We start from the raw sequence: 21,294 nt of genomic DNA on the forward strand, positions 1-21,294 counted from the left end.
GGGCCCCTGCTTTTTTTTCCGGGAAGGGACGGGAAGGGAAATAGCCGACAGACAAATATGTAATTTGAGCCTTTGATGCATCTACCGTAAAACATGCTGTATGAGTATTCGATTGCTGTTTATCCTGCTATCTTTTTCCGCCCTTTCTGCCCTTTCTGCCCTTGGTCAGCAAAACCTTTCCGGAAGTATCCATCATAGCGAGTTTACGTATATCTATCGAATTTCGCAGCGGGAAGCGATTACCCTGTTCCAATCGGACATGGAAAAATGGGGGGAAAGTTATTTACATACCCTGGTCGATTCCTTCCAAACAGGGGTCGGTTCAATCCGGGAGGAGCAAAACAAATATCACTCTCCAACGGAGGATGTTCAACTTCCACCAGGAAATTATTTGTTTGTCAGCGCGGTTGGCAGCCATCTCTCTTCCACACTTCGGACTATCGGCGATCTGCAGCTTGACCTCCTCCCTAATGGTCATGGCCTGACCTTTGCACTCCGGTCCCGGCAAGGAATACCGATCCCGGATGCAGAGGCAATGATCAACCATAGCCGGATTTCCTTTGATACGGCTACAAGGACCTATCGCCTTGACAAACGCAGAAAGGGAGGCTTGGTCAAAGTGAGCTATCGGGGAGCATTGTATTTTTTCCCGCTAACTTATTTGATCACGCCGGTCAGACACCTGTTCACCCGAAACGAACACCATGCTTCCTTTAAATATGGTACCCCCTATGAGTCCCGCTTTTATTCGTTTATGGTCTTTAACAAACCAAAATATAAACCCGGCGATACAGTACAGGGAAAAGCGTTTATCCTTAACCGGAGAAAACAACCCATCAATCGCCCCTTATTGCTAAGGATCAGCGACCGCAACCTCTCCATAGATTCCGTCATCGGTCTGGTCCGGCCTTACCGGGCTGGTGGTTATACCTTTTCTTTTGTGCTGACCGATAGCCTGCACCTTGACCTCGACGAAGATTATCTCCTGACCCTGGAAGAAACGGGCAGCAGCCGGTATAACCTGCCGGCTTATGAAGGGGACCTTGATAAAGACGAATACGCGGCAAAAAGAAAGGTGACGGCACGGGGAAATTTTACTTTTGAGGAGTATGTCTTGCAGTCGATGCGGTTCAATGCCAGAACAGATAAGGAGGAAAATAGTCCGGGAAATCCTCAGGCCATCTATTTAAAAGCAACCGATGAAAACGAACTGCCGCTTGCGGATGGAAGAATTCAACTCTATGTTCGCTCAACCGGCCAGATCGATCGGTCAGTAATTTCAGAAGCATTTCTAAAAGATACACTCTGGTCCTGGTCTCAAGCCCTCGACCCTGTCGGAGAAACCAAGATCACAATTCCCGATAGTATTTTCCCTTCGGTATCGTTCCAATACCGGATCGAGTGTATTCTATTGAACGGTAATAATGAGCGAAGAAACCAAACATTCCTTCGGAGATATGCTGCGGATACCGGAAAAATTTTTTTTCAGCCACACCTGGATAGTCTGTTTATCGACTACCGGGTCCTAAATACCTCCCGGTCTGTCATGGCCATCTTAACCAGTTGCACAACCAATGGAGATTCGATAGAAAAAAGGGCTGTTACTTTACCCTTAAGATTCCGTATAAATCCTTATGCAGGCTCTTATCGACTTATTACTCTTCCCGACAGCCTGCATGGGGAATTTGACCTTACCGTCAAAGGCCAGGAGGTTACCTGTGTGGCAAACCGGACCAGGGATTCGGTAAGCATCGAATCAGTCAATCCCAATCATCTGTATTTCTGGTATACCATTTTTGCAGGAAATAAGAAAATTTCCCGCGGTTATAACAATTGGTTGAGCTATCATGCTCCTTCTATTACGAGGAAGAACTATTTTATTTCCCTGCAATATGCCTGGTCAGGAAAGATAAAGCAACAAGATTATACCGTGCCTTTCCGGGATAAATTGCTCCAGATAGATATCCGGGAACCCTCTTTTGTTTACCCCGGCCAAACCACCAACATCGGCATTGCCGTAAAGAATGCCGACGGAAAACCCGTTGCCAATGCAGATCTGACTGCTTATTCCTATACCGCAAAGTTTGAAAATACTAGATCCTCCCGGATGCCTTATCTGGGCAGGACCTTTCCAGGAAGAAAATATTTTCCCGATTTTCAAGGGGAAGAAAAAAAAGAAAGAAACTATACTTCTTTGTTGAATTGGAAAAAATGGAGCTTGGAAATGGGCTTGGATACGCTGGAATACTATAAGTTTCTGCATCCGGCATCCGTCTATATCAATAGGGAGCCCGCCCGTGACCGACTCACGCAAATCGCTCCCTTCGTCAGCTTCCGGGGGGAGCTCTTGCCAGTCCACCAGGTATATATCGATGAAATACCCGTTTTTTTTAGCCAGGCACAACAACTTTCCCGGTATAGTTTTTATGTTCAACCCGGTAAACACGCTTTGCGCCTGCGAACGAACGACCGGATGATTTTTCTGGATAGCCTGATGGCCATTGAAGGGATGAAAACCTTTATCTGTATCAATGCAGATACCTCCAATAAAGCAATTTACCTTAAGAAATTACCGGATTCTCTTACCAATGCCGAAAAGAATCTTTGGAAACGATATATGATCCTGGTGGAAAATAATTTCGGAGAAAATTTTGCCAGCATCTCCCAGAATAACAGGATCGTGTTGCTTAATCCTCACCAGTGGACGGGAGGTCATTTTAGTTTTCCCATATTGGCAGGGCCTTTTACCGGACAATCCGCTACCCTGCATGTCAAAAATGAATTTGAACAATCCTTTGAACCGGAAGGTAATTATCGTTTTCTCCTTGCTCCCGGATTGGTCAAACAAAGAGATCCCTTTACCCCATACCTTTTCTCCTCCAAACTTAACGGACAGACGCCTGATTACAATTTTCATGATTGGGTATTGACATCCAAAGAAGTAGATAGTTTATGGCAGGATTATCTGGATGACCGCTGTGCATATACCGACCTTTTTCAAAACGAAAAAATGGAGAAATATGCCAACGGCGCCTTACAGATCAGCATAGGAAGGTTAGGACAAATGGAGCTTCCCTTTATTAAAAGCAGTTTTTTATTCCGCTATGATAATCCTGATTTTATCCAGGTAAATAAGGGGATCGATCGTAGCCTTGGTTATTTGCGGCCAGGATATTACCGATTGTTGGTCCTAATGAAAGGAAACGAATACCTGATCCGGGACAGTATCCGTATTTTACCGGATGGCCTGAATTATTTTCAGTTGGATAACCTCCCCATTCACCACAAAGATAGTTTGAGCCTACGAATAGTCAATTTGCTGAATAATCAGGATGGACGATGGAAAATGCCTGTATCCGATCCTGACCTTGATCCCGTTAAACAATCCTTTAGCGATCGTTTCCTGGATAGTTTGACCTTTCGGCGAATGGTATCCGGCAGAGTGAAGGATCCCTCAGGCTTACCGCTCTCAGGAGTATCTGTACTAATCAAAGGAACCCGTCTTGGCGTCAGTACGGATGCCAGGGGCTATTTTTGGCTACGGGTACCTGAAAAGGGAAAACTAAAATTTGCGTATGTTGGTTATGAAAGTATTGAAAAACGAATCCTGGACGGAGAGGATTATGAAATAACCTTGCATCCTGCATCCATGGCTTTACAAGATGTAGTAGTTACGGGATTTGGGATCAGCAGGAGAATGAACCTGACAGGCTCCGTATTATCTTCCGCCCCATCATTCGAAGGAAACCTGCTCATGGGAAAAGCAGCAGGAATCCAAATAAGGGGGATGTCCTCCTTTTCTTCTCTCCCTCCTCCCCTGATCATCCTGGACGGAATTCCCTATTCCGGAGATATCAGCCAACTGGATCCTTCCGGTATCGCTGAAATCAGGGTATTGAAGGCCGAAGAAGCAACGGCCATCTATGGACAAAATGCAGCAGGCGGAGTGATCCTGGTGACGACAAAAAAGGCCGGTAGTGCTAAAAATGATCTTACGGAAAACGCTCCCGCTGCCGGTCATATGCTCCGGCATCATTTCCGGGATGATGCTTTCTGGCAACCCCGTTTACGGACGGACGAAAATGGGATTGCCACCTTTTCCGTCACCTTCCCGGATGATATCACCAATTGGAGAACTTTTGCACTGGCCATAACCGATAAACAACAAACAGGGTTTGCAGAAGGCACTGTTAAATCATTCAAAACATTAAGTGCTACCATTGCTGCCCCTGTATTCCTTGTAGCCGGAGATTCCGCTAATATGATCGGGAAGATTCTCAATTACGCACCGGATTCCCTGACTGTAGATAGAATATTTTCCGTAGATGACGGTAACCCGGTCAGTTCTCCGGTATTTATACGAAATGCTCATCTCGACACTTTTGCCCTAAGACCAGGGAATGCAGATTCTTTGAAAATAAAATATACCCTCTTAAAAAAAGACGGCTATTTTGACGGAGAAGAAAGGACCCTGCCTATCTATAAAGCAGGAGTGAAGGAAACAAAGGGCTTTTTTTCGGCCTTGGAAAACGACACCAGCCTGGTAATATCCGGGAATGCCTTCTTTCCGGGTTCGGAAACCGGGAGGGAAAATATTTCGGTTTATGCAGAAGCCTCTGTATTTCCTGCCCTGCTGGATGAAATGGAAAGAATAAATAAGTACGAATATCTCTGCAATGAACAGATCGCTTCTAAACTAAGGGCCCTGCTGGAAAAGAAAAAATTGGTTCATTTCCTGGGAAAATATTTTAAGGAGGATAAAACCATCAAAGATCTTATTAATAAATTAAACCGGGCTAAAGGCCCTGATGGTTTATGGGGTTGGTGGAATAATAATGGCCCTTCCCTTTGGATTTCCCTTCATGCCTCCGAAGCTTTACTGGCAGCGGAAAAAGCAGGATTTGTGATAAATTTCAACAAACATGCCCTTCGTGATTACCTGGTCTTTGAAATGGAAAACCAGCAAAGAACCGGGAAATTAGACTGTCTGCGATTATTACAGGAAATCCATGCAGCTGTCGATTATAAAAAATATATGGATACCATTGAAAAAAAGATCCCACCCAAAACATTATATGAAAAGCTAAGATTACTGGAACTGAAACAGGCCGCAGGGTTATCGATTTCGTTGGATACCTTTCTGCTGAAAAAGCAGGTTACTATCTTGGGAAACTGGTATTGGGGAGAAGACAATCTGCAATTTTTTGATAATGCCTTCCAGAATACCTTGCTGATGTACCGGCTCCTGAAAAATGAGGGGGGACATGAGGACGTATTAAAAAAAGCCCGTAACTATTTCCTGGAGAAAAGAAGGGATGGTCATTGGAGGAATACCTATGAATCCTGCCTGATCCTGGAGGCCATCCTGCCCGATCTGATGAATACAGCCTCTTCCGGCCAATCGTCCGCAGGTCCCGTTTTGCCAGTTTCGCTATTCATCAATGACGGAAGGCCAGTTACCGTCTTCCCTTATTCAACACGGATAAAACCCGGGGACAGCCTGGTTATTCATAAAAAAGGAAGTTTACCGCTTTACTTTTCCGCCTACAGACAATATTGGAATGCCATCCCGGAAAAAACCACCGGAGCCTTTGCCGTTCGTTCTTTTTTTGAAAGGAATGGCCAGGTTGTGGCCCAAATAAAAGCCGGTGAGCCGGTTTTATTAAAAGTAGTAGTGGAGGTTAAAGGAGACGCGGAATATGTTATGATTGAAATTCCGATTCCGGCCGGCTGTTCTTACAAGGAAAAAGAACAGTCTTATTCTAACCATGAAGTCCACCGGGAATATTTTAAGGATAAAGTGAGTATTTTCTGCCAGACCCTGGAAAAAGGAACCCATACCTTCAGCATTTCTCTGTCACCCAGGTATACAGGGCGCTACGGATTGAACCCTGCCAAAGCAGAAATGATGTATTTCCCTGTATTTTATGGGAGGGAAGGAATGAAGGCGGTGAATATTTTCTGATTATTTGATTGCTCTGCCAACTTGTCACATCAAATCTATTTTCTACGTATCTTCGCTCCCTAAAATTGGAGATAACTGATGCCTGAAACTATAAGTACCAGGATACATGCCGAAGAACGTCAGGGGGAGGCTTATGGTCCTATCATCCTGAAAACCAATGAATATCAGAAAAAATTCTATATAGAAAGTTATGGCTGTGCTATGAACTTTGCCGATAGTGAAATTGTTGCTTCTATTCTAAACCAACATGGATTCGGAGCTACACGGCAGTTTGAAGAAGCTGACCTGATCTTTTTAAATACCTGTTCGATACGGGAAAAAGCAGAGCAAACGGTCCGCCAGCGTCTTCATATTTTCCGACAGGCCAAAAAGAGCAAACCAGGCATGCTGATCGGGGTTTTAGGTTGTATGGCCGAAAGGCTTAAAAGCAAGCTATTGGAGGAAGAAAAACTGGTAGATATGGTAGTGGGTCCCGACGCCTACCGGACTTTACCCGGTTTGATCGAAGAGGCTGAATCCGGGCAGAAAGGTGTAAATGTCCTTTTAAGCCGGGAAGAAACTTATGCCGATATTTCTCCGATCCGGCTGGACAGCGACGGAGTGAGCGCTTTTGTCAGTATTATGCGGGGATGCAATAATATGTGCTCTTTCTGTGTGGTACCTTTTACCAGGGGAAGGGAAAGAAGCCGTGATGCCGGTTCAATTATCAGGGAATGCGAAGAGCTTTTCAGCAATGGTTATAAAGAGGTAACCTTACTTGGGCAAAATGTGGATAGCTATCATTGGGTAGACGAAAACATTGTATCGCCCTCCGGATCAGGGCAGGAAGGAGTCGTTACTTTTGCCAAACTACTGGAAAAAGTAGCGCTCATCGATCCCCTGTTAAGGGTCAGATTTTCCACTTCCCACCCCAAGGACATTACCGATGAGGTTTTGCATACCATGGCCAGATATGAGAATATCTGCAAATACATTCACTTGCCGGTTCAGAGCGGAAGTAACCGGATACTGCAACTGATGAACCGGACTTATACGAGGGAATGGTACCTGGCAAAGGTGAGCAGGATTATGGAAATATTGCCCGGATGTGGCATCAGCGCGGATATCATTGCGGGATTCTGTACCGAAACCGAAGAAGACCATCAATTTACGCTGGATCTGATGCAGGCCGCAGGATATGACTTTGCATATATGTATTTTTACAGCGAAAGACCGGGAACGCTGGCTGCACGCCGTTACCAGGATGACATTCCCGAAGCTGTCAAAAAAAGAAGACTTGATGAGATCGTAAAGAAACAAAGGCAATTATCACTGGAAAGTCATAAAAAAGACGTCGGAAAATCATTCCTGATCCTTATTGAGGGAGACTCCAAAAAAAGCAAGGGTGAATGGAGAGGACGAAACAGTCAGAATAAAGTAGTTGTGTTTCCGAAGACTGATTCCGCTCATCAAAAAGGAGATTATGTTTGGGTAGAAATAGTGGGTTGCACCGGTGGGACACTCATGGGAAAGATCAGATAAACCGAAAGGACTTTTTTAATCAGGCAAATAGAACGGTTCATTAGCAGATTCAAGTAGTAAACTAATAGCAACTGAGGTATGGAAATACAATCAATCAAAAATCGTTTTGGCATTATAGGCAACTCGCCGGCCTTGAATTTCGCTTTACAGGTTGCTATCCAGGTAGCGAATACCGATCTTACCGTATTGATTTTCGGAGAAAGCGGTGTTGGTAAAGAGGTCTTTTCCCAGATCATTCACGCCTTATCGGCACATAAACACAATCCTTTTATTGCAGTGAACTGCGGAGCCATCCCTGAAGGAACTATCGATTCAGAGCTTTTTGGTCATGAAAAAGGATCTTTCACGGGAGCGGTAGATTTCAGGAAAGGATATTTCGAAACAGTGAACGGTGGCACTATTTTCCTGGATGAAATCGGGGAACTTCCATTAGGTACTCAGGCAAGACTTTTACGCGTACTGGAAGCCGGGGAATACATCCGTGTAGGATCCTCCAAGGTTCAAAAAACGGATGTTCGGGTGATTGCGGCAACCAATAAAGATCTGCTTGAACTTACCGAAAAAGGAAGATTCAGGGAAGATCTTTATTACAGGTTGAGTACAGTACCGATACGTGTCCCCTCTCTGAGGGACCGCAAAGAAGACATTCCGCTTCTTTTCCGGAAATTCGCGGTGGATTTTGCAGAGCGGTATAAAGCGGCTCCGGTACAATTGGACGAAGAGGCGAAAAATCTGTTAATTAATTACCCCTGGCCGGGGAATGTAAGGGAATTGAAGAATATTGCAGAACAGATATCCGTTCTATCGGAAGATAAACAGGTTGCCGCATCCGGGTTGCGCAGGTTTATTCCGGAGACATCCGGAAACAGGCTGCCCATGGTGATGCACCAAAATGGAGGATCTTCCAACGGAAGTCACGAGTTTGCGAATGAAAGGGAGATTCTGTATAAGCTCTTTTTTGATATGAAGAAAGATGTGACGGAATTGAAAAAAATGTTTGTAGAGATTTTACAGAACCCTTCCCTGGCATCAACCCAGCATGCCGCGTTGATCAATGACCTGAAAGAGCTGAAACCGGTAGAAAGTTTTCAACCGGCGAATATTTCTTCCGCCCAACCGGTGATGATCCATAATAACAGTAATAATAATGAGGACATTCATCTGCATGAAGAGGTGGAAGAATCCCTGAACATTATGGATAAGGAAAAAGAGCTGATCATCAAAGCCCTGAAAAAACACAAGGGCAAAAGAAAGGATGCTTCTTCCGATCTGGGCATCAGTGAAAGGACCTTATACAGGAAATTAAAGGAATATGATATCAATGAATAACTAAACGAATGAATAACTAAACGAATATCAGGCGAGATAAAATAAATCATGATGTACACTAAAACGCTTGCAGGCTCTCTTCTTTTCTTTATTTGTCTTGCGGGTTCTTCCTGTAAGATCTATTCCTTTAAAGATGTTTCCATCCCGTCCCAGGTAAAGACCATACATATTGCCTATATTGAAAACCGGGCGAGATTGATTAACCCACAGTTGGCTCCTCAATTAAATGACAAGCTAAGGCAAAAGATCAATCAGCAGGCATCCAAGCTGACCCAGGTTCAGACCAGCGATGCGGATTATGATGTCAGCGGTACGATAACGGATTATAATTTCACGACCTCGGGTATTTCCCAACAACAAGCTTCCAGTAACCGTCTGAGTATCACGGTACACCTGGTTTTCAAAAACCACCTGGATCCAACCGGCAAAACGGTTGCGCCGGCAGATTTTGAAGCCGATGTGACAAGAAATGTCGATTTTCCAGCCAGCCAGACCATAAATGAAGGGGAGGCATCCAAATTACCGGAAATGCTCACTAATTTGACGGACGAAATTTTTAACAAGCTTTTCTCCAACTGGTAGAAATAAACGTAAAGACCCAACCCATGCAGCAACTTTTAAAACATCTTTTCCAGGCTGACACGCTGGAAGAAGTTCCCCGGGAGCGTCTGGAGAATTTAATCGAAGAATATCCTTCTTTCGGTGTTGCCCGTTACCTGCTATCCCAAAAACTGGGGGCCGAAAAAGCTGTCACCTTTCAGGAAGAGACGTTAAAAACGAATTTATACTTCTCCAACCCTTTCTGGCTGCATTGGTTATTGCAAAATCAGCCGGCCACCCAACCCCGGCCAGCCACTGTACTGCCACCTTCCTTACCCGTATTTAAAGTAGCGCAGGAAGAAAAAGTTCAGGAAGAAAAAGTAGCAAAGGAAGAAGTTGCAGAAGCGGAAATGCAGGAAACCTCCAATGGAATTGTAGGGACCGCTCTTGAACAGGCCAATGAGATCCGTGAACCTGAAGTCATGAAGGAGGACGAGTCTGTTGCTGAACATTCCTTTAACGAGGATGAAAAAGCAGAAGAATTACCAGAACAAAGCCAGTCCTTTCCCGAGACCGAAGATTCGGGCTTGGACGGAAAAAATGCTGATGAAGAACTTGTTGAGAATCTTGATGAGAATCTTAATAAAGAACTTGTTGAGAAACTTGATGAAGAAAAATCCAATGAAAAAGAACCTGATCAGGAATATCCCGTAATGTCGGAGGAATCCCCCAATTCTTTTGAAAAATCCGGGTCTTCCTTAGAGGAACCAGTTTTTTTCCTGGAGGAAGTCATAACCGGGGGTAAAGCTGATGAACCTCATACCGAACCTGCGTCAGGGCCCGGGCCTGAAACCGTTACCGAATATAAGCAGGAATCTGTAGTTACGCAGCAGGAAAACAAACCTTCAGGAGGCGAAATTCCCCAGGCTCCCAAGGCCTTCAATTTCACACTTTCTCCTATCATTGATCCCCCTATTGACTCCCCGCTGGTTTTCGAATCGTTTCATACGATCGATTACTTCGCTTCCCAGGGAATCAAACTGAGGCTGGATGAGAATCCCAGCGACCGGCTGGGCAAACAGGTGAAAAGTTTTACCGATTGGCTGAAGGTCATGAGGCGCCTTCCGCAGAAAAATGCGGAGATCATACCGGATATTGCGGCAGAGAGTAAGATCCAGGCCATTGCAGCCCATTCCATTGAAGGAAAAGAGGTCGTAACCGAAACTATGGCCGAAGTGCTGTCCAAACAGGGGATGAAGGATAAAGCCATAGAAGTTTACCGGAAATTAAGTTTGCTCAATCCCGGGAAAAGCGCTTATTTTGCATCCAAAATCGAACAATTAAAAACATTTTGATATGACGCTGTTTTTCGTGCTTTTGATTATCCTGGCTTGTGTGTTCCTCGGATTGATCATTCTTGTCCAAAATCCTAAGGGAGGCGGTCTGGCCGGTAATGTAGGTGGGTTTAGCAATCAGTTAATGGGCGTCAAACAAACGACCGATGTCCTGGAAAAAGGAACTTGGGTATTGGCAGCAGTCGTAGGGTTATTATGTTTATTTTCCGCGGTATTCGTTCCAAAGAATGCTGTCAGTAGCCGCAGGGTTCCTGAGAAGATCAATGCTACAACTACCGCTCCCGCTACTAGCCAGCCAGCGCCAGAAAATCAGGCCCCGGCTCCGGCTTCTCAGAAGCACTAGTGAGAAAAATTCCATTTAACATATTTCCGCCCTGCCTGTATAAACTGGCAGGGTTTTTTCTTTCTAAGACGGAACTTTTTTATTTATTTTGAGCATCAATCGTTAATACCTATGAAGCGACCCGTTTTAATAATAACCACCCTCCTCTTTTTTGTATTGGTTTTTTCAGCCTGGCGTTTCCTGGGCCCGGCAACTACATTTAGTGAGGATAAATACAACCTGTATATCCGGACAGGCATGAATTATGAACAGGTTCTTGATCTTTTAGATAAAGATACCGTGCTGAAAAGCCCCTCCTTTTTCAAATGGCTGGCAGCAAGAATGGATTATCCTCAAAATATCAAAGCAGGTAAATATGAGATCAAAAAGGACATGAGCCTGCTAACCCTGGTTAGAATGCTTCGTAACGGAAGACAGTCTCCCGTTCACCTGGTCATTACCAAACTACGGACCCGGGAGAATTTGGCTTCACTACTTGGAAAAAGGTTCGAATCGGATTCCTCGGATTTTTTTTCATTTATCTCCAATAAAGATTCTCTGGCCCCTTTTGGAGTGGATTCCAATACCGTAATGACCATCGTCTTCCCCGATACCTATACTTATTTCTGGAATACCCCTCCTTCTGCTATCTTTAGAAAAATGTTTACCGAATATAATGCCTGGTGGACTCCCGAACGAAGGCAACAGGCACAAACCAAGGGGCTAACCCCGGCTACCGCCTATATCCTGGCTTCTATTGTGGAAGAAGAAACCAGGGCAAAAAGCGATAAAGCAAAAATTGCCAGCGTTTACCTGAACAGAATGGCCAAAGGCATGCGGCTTGGAGCCGATCCAACGATAAAATTCGCTCTTCGGAATTTTGAATTAAAGAGGATTTATAAAAAATATCTGCAGGTTGAATCGCCTTATAATACGTATATCAATTCCGGCCTGCCCCCCGGTCCCATTTGTACCCCATCCAAACAAACCCTGGAGGCCGTACTGGAAGCACCGAAGACCGAATATTTGTATTTTGTGGCAAAACCCGATCTTTTAGGCTATTCGAATTTTGCGGTCACCTATAAAGAACATCTGGAATTTGCCAAAGAATATCAGAAGGCATTGGATGAGCAAATGGCTATAAGAGCCGATACCCTTAAAAAAGCCGATTCGCTGGAAAAGGCAAAGTGATTGATCAACTACAGTAATCCCCGTAATGACCAAAATTGAAAGGAAAATTTATAATAGTACTTTCTTCCGTTTCCTGGAAGCAAAAAGCAAAAAGATCATTTTGCCAGGTTTTCAGGGAACGCCGTTATACGAGATCATTGTTTTTTTTATCAACCAGGTAAAAAAGGTGGGATTGAATGACCGGGCTGGCGCCATTGCCTTTAGTTTCCTGACCGCCATCCCGGCAGCAACCATTTTTATTTGTACCCTCATTCCCTATTTACCGATCGCCCAGCAAATCAAACACCAGTTATTGCTGATCACCCGGGATATCACCCCCAATCAGAATACCTTTGTTCTCGTCAGCCAGTTCCTGGAAGATTTCCTCGACAAACCCAGGGTAGGTTTGCTATCCTTTGGTTTTTTACTGACGCTTTTTTATTCTTCCAATGCCATGATGGGCATCATGCGTTCGTTCAATAAATCATTGGTCTTACATACCAATATGTATAATAACAACCGGAACCCAATTCAAACCCGTTGGATGGCGATCAAATTAACCAGCCTGGTTCTGTTTATGGTTATAGGATCGGTCATTCTCCTGGTCACCCAGGCAGAACTGCTCCGGTCGCTGTTAAAATGGCTGCATATCAATAATCGTTCTGCGAGGGGGCTTTTCAGAACCCTGCGTTGGGTGGTGATCGTCCCGCTGTTCTATATTGCCATCGCCTATATCTATAAATATGGACCTTCCGTGCACAAACGATGGAAGCTTTTTTCTCCCGGTACTCTTCTGGCGACTTTTCTAACAATATTGACCACCTTCGTTTTTTCTTATTGGGTTAATAATTTTGCCACCTACAATAAAGTCTATGGCTCGATCGGAACCATTATGATCCTGATGCTGATGATCTATTACAATTCCCTTATCTTATTGATCGGTTATGAATTGAATGTCAGCATTCACCATATTAAGGCTATGTCCGATAAAAACAAATTGGAAGGGCTGGTGTAAGGATCACAATGCCTATAAAAAATGTAAATTAATCATCCGATTCTGCCCATACCCCATTTTCCATCATCTCTTTTTTTATTTCAAGTCCTCTTTGAATAGCCTGTTCTTCATTTTTAGCAAAAACATAAATGTCTGTCATTTTTAAAAACTCATATACATCTTCATTCAACGCTCTTATTTCAAATTCAGGAACATTAACCTTTTCGACTGAACGCACCTCTCCATTTTCCCGAAACCTTACTATATAAGGAGATTTGTCCGGGAAGGAAAGATATTCAGGATCAACTACTAATTCCTGAATAAAAAGCTCATGAGGCATTTCCGGATACCGGCGCATATAGGCTTCCGCCTTTTCCCTGGTGCTAAAAACACCATCCACATCTATACTATATGAACAATGGCACTTTTCCGGATGTACTATATATACTTTTTTTAATTCCATTTGTGCTTATTAGTTTAAGCACGCAAACTATTTATTCGGATTAAAATCCAATACCTCAATCCGGTCAAAATTTAATTTGTTGATAACTGTTAGTGGCCAATCATAAGCCTAACTGCCGGCGCTACCTGCAATTCCGTCAATTGACGGTCGTAAAAACGGCGATAATTCGCCTTATTATTGATAAAGAGCGAAGAAGGGAGGCCTCCCGACCAACCCGAATCGATCTTTGGGAGGGAATTAGCAGCATTCTTTTCATTCAGCCAAATAATCCGGGAAATAAACTGTTTCTTTTTGGCGAAATCTGCGATCCGCGATGGATTGTAGCCCGGAGGATCCAGGCTCACCAGCAATAATTCCACCTCCTCGTACTTATATTGCGCCACGGCATTTTGGAAATAAGGGATTTCCGTTATGCAGGGCGTACAATAGGTTGCCCAGAAATTGATAATAAGGGGGTGATCGCAATCCTTAATATAGGTCTCCAATTCTGATACTTTCCATTTTTTTATCTCCTGAACCTGCGCGCCGGCAGGAAAAGCGGACAAAAATAAAGCCAGCCAAATCAGAGCAAAGACCTTCCGAACAATAAAATTAACCTGATACATAGACAATATTCTTTGTATGCCTTAACGGGATTGCGACTCTATTTACCGGCTTATTTACCCTCCTTCGGTTGGGTGGTTTGTTTGACTCCATCCTGCTGGGGAAAGATGGGCCTGAAAACAAATTCCTCCGTTTCTAACTGCCCCCGGCTCCACTCTTTGAGCAGGGCCTGATAATTATCCTCCGGCAACCCACGTTGAGCATAATGGCCTGCCAGCGTTTTTTGACGGAAAGCCTCATAGAGGCTGACAGCACAGGCAACGGAAATATTCAGGGATTTAATGATCCCGACCTGCGGAATAATAAAATTGCCATCGGATAAAGCTCCGATCTCCTCACTGACTCCCGAATGTTCATTGCCGAATACCAGGGCAATCCTGCCAGTCAGATCCATATCGTACAAAGAAACGGCGTCACTGCTAAGATGAGTGGTATAGATATGGTCAACTTTTTTTCGTAGATCGGCAAAACATTGCCCGGCATTCGTATACTGATGGATGCTCAGCCATTGGGCCGCGCTGCTGCTGCTTTTCGCACCCCATTTTTTGTGTACAGGGATCCTGGTATTCAAAATATAAATATCCTGGACGCCTATAGCATCGCAGGTCCGCATTACGGCTGAAATATTGTGCGGATCGAATACATTTTCCAGCACAATAACGATATTATCCTGCCGCTTGTCTAAAACCTGGGTGATTCTGTCCTTTCTTTCCGGCGTCATATTTGGTAAATAAAGAAAATAAAGAGTAAAAATAAAGAAAGATTTTTTGCATATTTGCACTATTCCAAACCTGTCTTCTAATATCCTGACTGACCATGATCAAAAAAACCCTTAAAATCGCAGGCATTATCCTGCTCGTACTGATCGGTTTTGCCTTTGCCGCTCCCTTTCTTTTCAAGGCAAAGATCACCAACCTCATAAAAACCCAGATTAATAAGAGCATCGCCGCTCATGTGGATTTCTCAGAAGTAGATATTTCTCTTTTCCGGAACTTTCCCAGGCTGGCTGTTGCCCTGGACAGCCTCCGGATCACCGGAATCTCAGAATTTGCAGAAGACACCCTGATCGCTGCCAAACGGATTGACGTAGCCCTCAATCTTATGAGTGTTATTTCAGGAGATGAAATAAAGATCCACTCCATCAAGATCGATCAACCCCGCATTCATGCGCTCGTCCATAAGAACGGGCATCCCAACTGGGCGATCACTCTCCCTGATTCCACGGCCAAAGATCCTGCAATTCCGGCCTCCGCCAAGCCCTTTAAAATGGATCTGCAGGCTTATGCCATAACAGACGGTTATATTTATTATAAAGATGAAACTGCCGATATGAGCAGTGAAATCAGCGGTCTCAACCATTCCGGCAGCGGAGATTTCACCTCCGACCTGTTTACCCTGAAAACCAGAACGAGTACTGAGTCCTTAAGCTTTAGCTATGGGGCCATTCCCTACCTCGTTCACACCAATACGAATGTGGTTGCCGATTTTCAGGTGGATAACAAGGCCGGCAAGTATACCTTTAAAGTCGATAACCTGGCTTTAAATGACCTGAAACTCCATACAGAGGGATTTTTCCAGATTGTCAATGACAGTTCCTATAATATAGATATCAGGTTTAACGGCCCATCGCTCGATTTTAAAAGTATTTTATCCCTGATACCCTCCATCTACCGAAAAGACTTTGCCAGTATCCGAACCAGCGGTCAGGCAAGCCTGAATGGCTTCGTAAAAGGTACTTACGACAGCAGGCATATTCCTGCCTACCATATCGATTTGGAAGTAAAGGACGGAACCTTTCAATATCCTGACCTGCCCAAGCCGGTCAGGAATATAAATATAAAGCTGAAGGCAGATAATCCTGACGGGATAACGGACCATACGGTCCTGGATATTCCTCAAGGCCACCTTGAAATGGAAGAGGCTCCCTTTGATTTCCGTTTGTTTGTTAAGACCCCGGTAAGTGATCCTTATATCGATGCAGGGGCTAAAGGAAAGCTCGACCTCGCCAAGCTGGCACAGTTCATAAAATTGGAGGCAGGAACCCGGTTAAGTGGGTTACTGAATGCAGATATGAATCTGAAAGGCAATTTATCATCCATTGAAAAGTTAAAAAGCGGGTCGGCAAAGCCAGATGAAAATTTTCAGGCCGGTGGAACCATCGGCCTTACGAATTTTTCCTGGGCCTCAACGGCTTATCCATCCGGAATCATCCTGGACAACCTGCTAATGACAGCTAATCCTAAAAATATTACGCTTACCGATCTGAAAGGATCATACGGCAAAACCCATTTTACTGCCAATGGCACCTTGAATAACCTGTTATCCTATATGCTTAAGAACAAGCCGCTGGATGGTGCCCTCACGGTAAAAGCAGATCAGGTGGATCTGAACGACCAAATGGGTTCTATGCCCAAGGATAGCACCGTAGGTAAATCCGTTTCAGCTCCAGGAACAGCTGCTGGAGCCAGATCTGCACCGCCCTTCGCCGTACCGGACAATATCAGTTTCGTTGTGAATGTGGTCATCGATAAACTACATTATAACAATCTGGATATGCAAAATTTATCCGGTAGTATGAAGATCGCTGACGAAACGGTTAAACTCGACAATATCAAGGCACAGGCCCTGGATGGCGACATGATGATCAATGGACTCTATTCGACCAAAGTCAGCAAAAAAAATCCGGCATTAGCATTCCGATATGACGTAAAAAACCTGGATGTGCAAAAAACTTTTTACGCCTTCACCACCGTACAGAAGCTGATGCCGGCCGGGAAATTCATAGCTGGAAAATTCAGTTCCCAGCTTACTATGAGCGGTTTTATGGGAGAAAATAATTCTCCCGATCTCAATTCGTTAAATGGTGATGGAAATATGCTCCTGGCTGCCGGAGCCTTAAAGAATTTTGCACCGACAGATAAACTGGCACAAATCCTCCATCTGGACCAATTAAAAGAATTATCCCTGAAAGATGTCAAAACCACATTTTCCTTTCGTAATGGTAAAGTAATAATCGACCCTTTCCATATAAAGGTACAGGACATCGATATGGAGATCGGCGGTTCTCACGGTTTCGATCAATCGTTGGATTATGCTATCGATCTGAAATTGCCGAGAAGTTTGCTGGGTGGCCAGGCAAACAACCTGGTAAATAATGTGGTAGCGCAGGCTGGAGCAAAAGGAATACCCGTAAAACTCAACGACAAAATAGACCTGCCTGTAAAAATCGGAGGGACCATGACCAATCCCCTATTTAAAACGGACATGAAAGAGGCTTTGAGCAGTACTACAGGCAGTCTCAAACAACAAGCTGTCAGCCTGGTTCAGGCCAGAGTGGACAGCGCCAAACAACAGCTTCGTGATACGGCAAAAGCCGTTGGTAAACAAGCTCTTCAAAATGCGGGAAATGAGTTGAAAAATCAGCTCCTGGGCAAAAAGGACACAACAGCCGGGACACAGACAACAGGCCCGGATGACCCTAAAAAGAAGGCCGAAGAGGCCGGAAAAGGGCTCCTGAAGGGTCTTTTCAATAAAAAGAAAGCGGAATAAAAATCAGCTCATCCTTGTAAGGCTTGCCGAAAAACGTAATTTTGTAAAAAGAACGCAAACATGCCCTATTTTTTGCATGATCCAAAAACGATAGCCATCGAGGAGGTAGACACAGAAGTGCTTACGGACAGCGATGATCCCTTCAGCCTGATCGTATGGAATGATGAGGTAAATACCTTCGAATGGGTCATAGAAACCCTGATGGAAGTATGCGGGCAAACGGTTGAGCAGGCAGAGCAATGCGCTATGATCATTCATTCCAAAGGTAAATATTCAGTCAAACGCGGAAGTTATGAGGTTCTAAAACCCATTTGTGATGCGATTACCGATCGTGGTATCGGTGCGACCATCGAGGTAATGGCGGGTTAACTTCAAACACCGCCAAACTCTATGTCTTTATTCGCCTTAAACAACGAAATGATCTTCCCCCCTGTTCATTTGTCTGAACCGGACGGTCTGTTGGCTATTGGAGGAGATCTTTCCACAGATCGTTTATTGCTTGCCTACCGAAGTGGAATTTTTCCCTGGTATGAAGGCCGCCATATATTATGGTGGTCCCCCGATCCCCGTTTTGTCCTGTTCCCGGAAGAATTAAAAGAAAGCAAAAGCATGCGCCAACTGGCCCGCAGGAATACCTTTGAATTTACGACCAATAAGGCTTTCAGCGAAGTCATTGCCAATTGTAAAACCATTTCCCGCAGAGGACAGGAAAGTACCTGGATCACCGACGAAGTAAAAGAGGCCTATACCTGCCTGCATCGGGAAGGTCATGCACATAGCGCGGAAACCTGGTTGAATGGAGAACTGGTGGGAGGACTTTATGGTATAAGGATGGGAAAAGTGTTTTTTGGCGAAAGCATGTTCAGCAGGATCAGCAATGCCAGTAAATTCGCATTTATTCAATATACGCAATTGTTACAATCGGAAGGGGTTGCCATGATTGATTGTCAGGTCTATACAGAGCATCTCGAAAGTCTTGGTGCGAGAATGATACCAAGAGAGGATTTTGTCTTACTTATTGGGTCTCTAATCTGAAATGCGAAGAAACCCGATAATGCTTTAATGTTTTTATACTGAGTGCATCGCCTTCTCCTTTTACATACACCAGTTTATATTCCCGAAAGCTGTCTTCATTATCCATAAACCCAATAATACAGGAATACCTGTCCTTTCCCTTTTGAAGAACGGGTCTTGGCTCAGTACCCAGATCGGGTAATTTTACCGTATCCTCTCCTATCAGGGTACCGGATTGCATTTTTACCCGGTAGTAATTGGTTTTCCCCGTTTCAAACAAATGAACCGAGAATTCGTGATCATTCAGATCGCTTTTCATTTTCTCCTTATATTCAACAACGGCTTCTTTTTTCGGCTCTTTTCTGTCTTCAGGTGCGCGCCTGACATCGAATTCCCTGGCGGCCTTTTGGATAAGGCTGTCCTTTTCTCCGGTGTTACCGGTAGAGGAAGAATGACAGGCAAAAAAAGAAAGGGAAGTAACGAAAAACAGGATCAAAGCGACAATTCTAAACATGACTAAAGGGTAATGGTAATAAATAAGGGCACTTTTCCAGGATGCAAAGATGTTAAATTTTATCCGTTTATTATCCCCAGATCTGTTTTTTTCCAGGGCCATTTTTCTGCATGCTGATATACCAGTCCGCGCATATAATCATTTTCCGGATAGGGCGTAAGAAAGTTCTTTAATTCTCCGGGATCCGGAATGGAAGCGTCCGCAGGTAAATACCCCATTCCATAGATTTTACCATTTTCAACCAGTATACAGCTTTTTTCCTCCGGATGTCTGCCTTCATCCAGCAAGGTAAAACTGGGAAGGCTTTTTATCAGAAATCCTACCGCAGCTTCCACTCGTTGGTTGTACTCGGAGGTCGATTCCTTTTGGTCACAGGCCCCTTGACAAATCTTTTCCCGGATCCCTTCACAGGGACCATCGTCCGTCTGTATGAAACATAGTTTAGGACAAAGCTTCCATTCACGGATCAGTTTCCATAACAGCGTTTGGCCTTCCATCAATAAGGAAAAAGTATAGACCGGCTTTAATTGCCGTTTTCTTTTTTCAAGCACCAGACGGGAATAACCATTTCTGTCTTCAAAAACATATAGCCCATAGGTCTGTTCGAAACGTTTAAGACTCCTGTTATATAAGGGCCATAAACGCCTGATCTCGATACATTCGAGCAGGAAGGCCATCAATTCGGTTCCGGTAGTCTCGTGCGAAATGGAATGAATATTCTTCAGGAAATCCTGTTTCTGACGTCCAGGTTTGTTATTGGAAAAATGGCTGCCGACTCTCTTTCTAAGATTTTTTGCTTTCCCCACATAGATGACCTTCCCTTTTACATCATGGAAATAATAGACCCCTGGTCTGTCCGGTAGCCGGTCAACCTGCTCCGCAGCCAGGTTTACAGGAAGGTATTGTTCCCTGCTTTTTCCTTTCAGCATGGCCTGAATATGTTGCTGGCCCCCGGACTGCAGAATTCTTTCGAATAAAAGAACGGTAGCGTCAGCATCCCCTCCGGCCCGATGCCGGTTAGGAATGGAAATTCCCAGGTGATCACAAATATTACCCAGGCTGTAACTTATAGCTCCCGGAAAGACCTTTCGGCTTAGCCTAACTGTACAAAGTTTCTTGCAATTCAACTCCAGGCCGCATGCTTTCAGCTGGTGTTTAAGGAAGGAATAGTCAAAATTTACGTTATGCGCCACGAAAACAGCACCTTCCAGCCATTCATATAAAAATTGGGCAATTTCTTCAAAATAAGGGGCATCTGCGACCATTTCGTCATTGATCCCGGTCAGGGCCTGTACATAACGTGGGATGGTCATACCTGGATTTATCAGGGTCTCATACCGCTTGACTTCCCGGTTTCCATCGTGTAACACAATAGCGACTTCTGTTATTGCGTTATTTGCTGCATAACCACCGGTAGTTTCTATATCTACTATCGCGTACATTTTTCGAAGACCTCCATGAGCTGTTAAGCTATAAAGGTAAAAGAAAGATCGGTTATCACAAGCAATCCCTACCCACCCGAAAACGTATGATGGACCAACGGTCCCGCTGCCATGGGCCCATCATAAAGCTTTTGCTGAAAGACCGGTTTTCTGAGTCTCCACAGCGAAAAACATATATAACTTTTCCGTTCCCTGTAATTAATTAACCCATAAAATCCAAATCCGCATGGAAAAAATGCACCCTATTCAGGCTAAGACAAAAGAAAAAGACAGTAGCATCATTCTGACCTTTGTTACTGCTTTCCTTTACTTCTGCGCTATTATGGCGTTTGCCTACTTGTTTACCAGATCCTAGTTTAGCCAGTGGCAGGTATGGTATCAGTATGCACAAACCGTTTATAATTGGCCTTCGGCCGATGGACTTTGGTCCATCCTGTGCCTACTTGTTTACCAGATCCTAGTTTAGCCAGTGGCAGGTATGGTATCAGTATGCACAAACCGTTTATAATTGGC

The 21,294-nt window shown here is 44.3% G+C and carries 16 protein-coding genes; 11 read left to right on the forward strand and 5 right to left on the reverse strand.

Annotated features, from left to right (window positions below; genetic code table 11):
* Positions 1-100 precede the first annotated feature (100 nt).
* From ACX0G9_RS27245 to ACX0G9_RS27280, 8 genes are all read left to right on the forward strand, one after another.
* Positions 101-5,965: an alpha-2-macroglobulin family protein gene (locus ACX0G9_RS27245; RefSeq protein WP_459068139.1), complete on the forward strand. Its 5,865-nt coding sequence runs from the start codon at positions 101-103 to the stop codon at positions 5,963-5,965.
* 78 nt (positions 5,966-6,043) lie between these two features.
* Positions 6,044-7,486: a tRNA (N6-isopentenyl adenosine(37)-C2)-methylthiotransferase MiaB gene (gene miaB / locus ACX0G9_RS27250; protein ID WP_459068140.1), complete on the forward strand. Its 1,443-nt coding sequence runs from the start codon at positions 6,044-6,046 to the stop codon at positions 7,484-7,486.
* Between the two features lie 78 nt (positions 7,487-7,564).
* On the forward strand, positions 7,565-8,815 hold the full coding sequence (locus tag ACX0G9_RS27255; protein ID WP_459068141.1) for a sigma-54 interaction domain-containing protein: 1,251 nt from the start codon (positions 7,565-7,567) through the stop codon (positions 8,813-8,815).
* A gap of 48 nt (positions 8,816-8,863) precedes the next feature.
* Positions 8,864-9,397, forward strand: coding sequence for an LptE family protein (locus ACX0G9_RS27260; protein ID WP_459068142.1), 534 nt, complete (start codon positions 8,864-8,866; stop codon positions 9,395-9,397).
* A 23-nt stretch (positions 9,398-9,420) separates the two neighbouring features.
* The gene (locus ACX0G9_RS27265; RefSeq protein WP_459068143.1) at positions 9,421-10,710 is read left to right on the forward strand and encodes a hypothetical protein; all 1,290 of its coding nucleotides are present in this window, start codon (positions 9,421-9,423) and stop codon (positions 10,708-10,710) included.
* 1 nt (position 10,711) lies between these two features.
* Positions 10,712-11,053, forward strand: coding sequence for a preprotein translocase subunit SecG (gene secG / locus ACX0G9_RS27270; protein WP_459068144.1), 342 nt, complete (start codon positions 10,712-10,714; stop codon positions 11,051-11,053).
* Between the two features lie 111 nt (positions 11,054-11,164).
* A complete protein-coding gene (gene mltG, locus ACX0G9_RS27275; RefSeq protein WP_459068145.1) occupies positions 11,165-12,223 on the forward strand; it encodes an endolytic transglycosylase MltG in 1,059 nt (352 codons plus the stop codon).
* 25 nt (positions 12,224-12,248) lie between these two features.
* Complete coding sequence (locus tag ACX0G9_RS27280; RefSeq protein ID WP_459068146.1) at positions 12,249-13,217, forward strand: YihY/virulence factor BrkB family protein; 969 nt, start codon at positions 12,249-12,251, stop codon at positions 13,215-13,217.
* Between the two features lie 28 nt (positions 13,218-13,245).
* On the opposite strand, the gene ACX0G9_RS27285 is transcribed toward ACX0G9_RS27280, so the two are convergent.
* The 3 genes from ACX0G9_RS27285 to ACX0G9_RS27295 form a co-directional block, all read right to left on the reverse strand.
* Positions 13,246-13,659 carry a DUF7336 domain-containing protein gene (locus ACX0G9_RS27285; protein ID WP_459068147.1) on the reverse strand — a complete coding sequence of 138 codons (414 nt, stop codon included), beginning with the start codon at positions 13,657-13,659 and terminating at the stop codon, positions 13,246-13,248.
* Positions 13,660-13,748: 89 nt separating this feature from the next.
* Positions 13,749-14,264: a TlpA disulfide reductase family protein gene (locus ACX0G9_RS27290; RefSeq protein ID WP_459068148.1), complete on the reverse strand. Its 516-nt coding sequence runs from the start codon at positions 14,262-14,264 to the stop codon at positions 13,749-13,751.
* Between the two features lie 50 nt (positions 14,265-14,314).
* Positions 14,315-14,983, reverse strand: a complete 669-nt coding sequence (locus ACX0G9_RS27295; RefSeq protein WP_459068149.1) for a TrmH family RNA methyltransferase — start codon at positions 14,981-14,983, stop codon at positions 14,315-14,317.
* A 95-nt stretch (positions 14,984-15,078) separates the two neighbouring features.
* Here ACX0G9_RS27295 and ACX0G9_RS27300 point away from each other — a divergent pair, with 95 nt between their 5' ends.
* From ACX0G9_RS27300 to aat, 3 genes are read left to right on the forward strand one after another with little or no spacing between them, the layout of a single operon-like run.
* A complete protein-coding gene (locus ACX0G9_RS27300) occupies positions 15,079-17,811 on the forward strand; it encodes an AsmA family protein (RefSeq protein WP_459068150.1) in 2,733 nt (910 codons plus the stop codon).
* 60 nt (positions 17,812-17,871) lie between these two features.
* Entirely contained in the window at positions 17,872-18,180 is a 309-nt protein-coding gene (locus ACX0G9_RS27305; protein WP_459068151.1) for an ATP-dependent Clp protease adaptor ClpS, read from the forward strand.
* 21 nt (positions 18,181-18,201) lie between these two features.
* Entirely contained in the window at positions 18,202-18,846 is a 645-nt protein-coding gene (gene aat, locus ACX0G9_RS27310; RefSeq protein WP_459068152.1) for a leucyl/phenylalanyl-tRNA--protein transferase, read from the forward strand.
* On the opposite strand, the gene ACX0G9_RS27315 is transcribed toward aat, so the two are convergent.
* Together ACX0G9_RS27315 and ACX0G9_RS27320 are read right to left on the reverse strand one after the other, a co-directional pair.
* Positions 18,827-19,339, reverse strand: a complete 513-nt coding sequence (locus ACX0G9_RS27315) for a hypothetical protein (protein WP_459068153.1) — start codon at positions 19,337-19,339, stop codon at positions 18,827-18,829. The genes aat and ACX0G9_RS27315 overlap by 20 nt on opposite strands.
* Positions 19,340-19,398: 59 nt before the next feature.
* Complete coding sequence (locus tag ACX0G9_RS27320) at positions 19,399-20,781, reverse strand: exonuclease domain-containing protein (RefSeq protein ID WP_459068154.1); 1,383 nt, start codon at positions 20,779-20,781, stop codon at positions 19,399-19,401.
* Between the last annotated feature and the right edge of the window lie 513 nt (positions 20,782-21,294).

Source organism: Flavitalea flava (genome assembly GCF_054461575.1).

What these genes read in the sequence shown, in the direction of transcription:
- ACX0G9_RS27245 (WP_459068139.1), top strand. Translation starts at nt 101, where the DNA reads ATGAGTATTCGATTGCTGTTTATCCTGCTATCTTTTTCCGCCCTTTCT.
- miaB (WP_459068140.1), top strand. Translation starts at nt 6,044, where the DNA reads ATGCCTGAAACTATAAGTACCAGGATACATGCCGAAGAACGTCAGGGG.
- ACX0G9_RS27255 (WP_459068141.1), top strand. Translation starts at nt 7,565, where the DNA reads ATGGAAATACAATCAATCAAAAATCGTTTTGGCATTATAGGCAACTCG.
- ACX0G9_RS27260 (WP_459068142.1), top strand. Translation starts at nt 8,864, where the DNA reads ATGATGTACACTAAAACGCTTGCAGGCTCTCTTCTTTTCTTTATTTGT.
- ACX0G9_RS27265 (WP_459068143.1), top strand. Translation starts at nt 9,421, where the DNA reads ATGCAGCAACTTTTAAAACATCTTTTCCAGGCTGACACGCTGGAAGAA.
- secG (WP_459068144.1), top strand. Translation starts at nt 10,712, where the DNA reads ATGACGCTGTTTTTCGTGCTTTTGATTATCCTGGCTTGTGTGTTCCTC.
- mltG (WP_459068145.1), top strand. Translation starts at nt 11,165, where the DNA reads ATGAAGCGACCCGTTTTAATAATAACCACCCTCCTCTTTTTTGTATTG.
- ACX0G9_RS27280 (WP_459068146.1), top strand. Translation starts at nt 12,249, where the DNA reads ATGACCAAAATTGAAAGGAAAATTTATAATAGTACTTTCTTCCGTTTC.
- ACX0G9_RS27285 (WP_459068147.1), bottom strand. Translation starts at nt 13,659, where the DNA reads ATGGAATTAAAAAAAGTATATATAGTACATCCGGAAAAGTGCCATTGT.
- ACX0G9_RS27290 (WP_459068148.1), bottom strand. Translation starts at nt 14,264, where the DNA reads ATGTATCAGGTTAATTTTATTGTTCGGAAGGTCTTTGCTCTGATTTGG.
- ACX0G9_RS27295 (WP_459068149.1), bottom strand. Translation starts at nt 14,983, where the DNA reads ATGACGCCGGAAAGAAAGGACAGAATCACCCAGGTTTTAGACAAGCGG.
- ACX0G9_RS27300 (WP_459068150.1), top strand. Translation starts at nt 15,079, where the DNA reads ATGATCAAAAAAACCCTTAAAATCGCAGGCATTATCCTGCTCGTACTG.
- ACX0G9_RS27305 (WP_459068151.1), top strand. Translation starts at nt 17,872, where the DNA reads ATGCCCTATTTTTTGCATGATCCAAAAACGATAGCCATCGAGGAGGTA.
- aat (WP_459068152.1), top strand. Translation starts at nt 18,202, where the DNA reads ATGTCTTTATTCGCCTTAAACAACGAAATGATCTTCCCCCCTGTTCAT.
- ACX0G9_RS27315 (WP_459068153.1), bottom strand. Translation starts at nt 19,339, where the DNA reads ATGTTTAGAATTGTCGCTTTGATCCTGTTTTTCGTTACTTCCCTTTCT.
- ACX0G9_RS27320 (WP_459068154.1), bottom strand. Translation starts at nt 20,781, where the DNA reads ATGTACGCGATAGTAGATATAGAAACTACCGGTGGTTATGCAGCAAAT.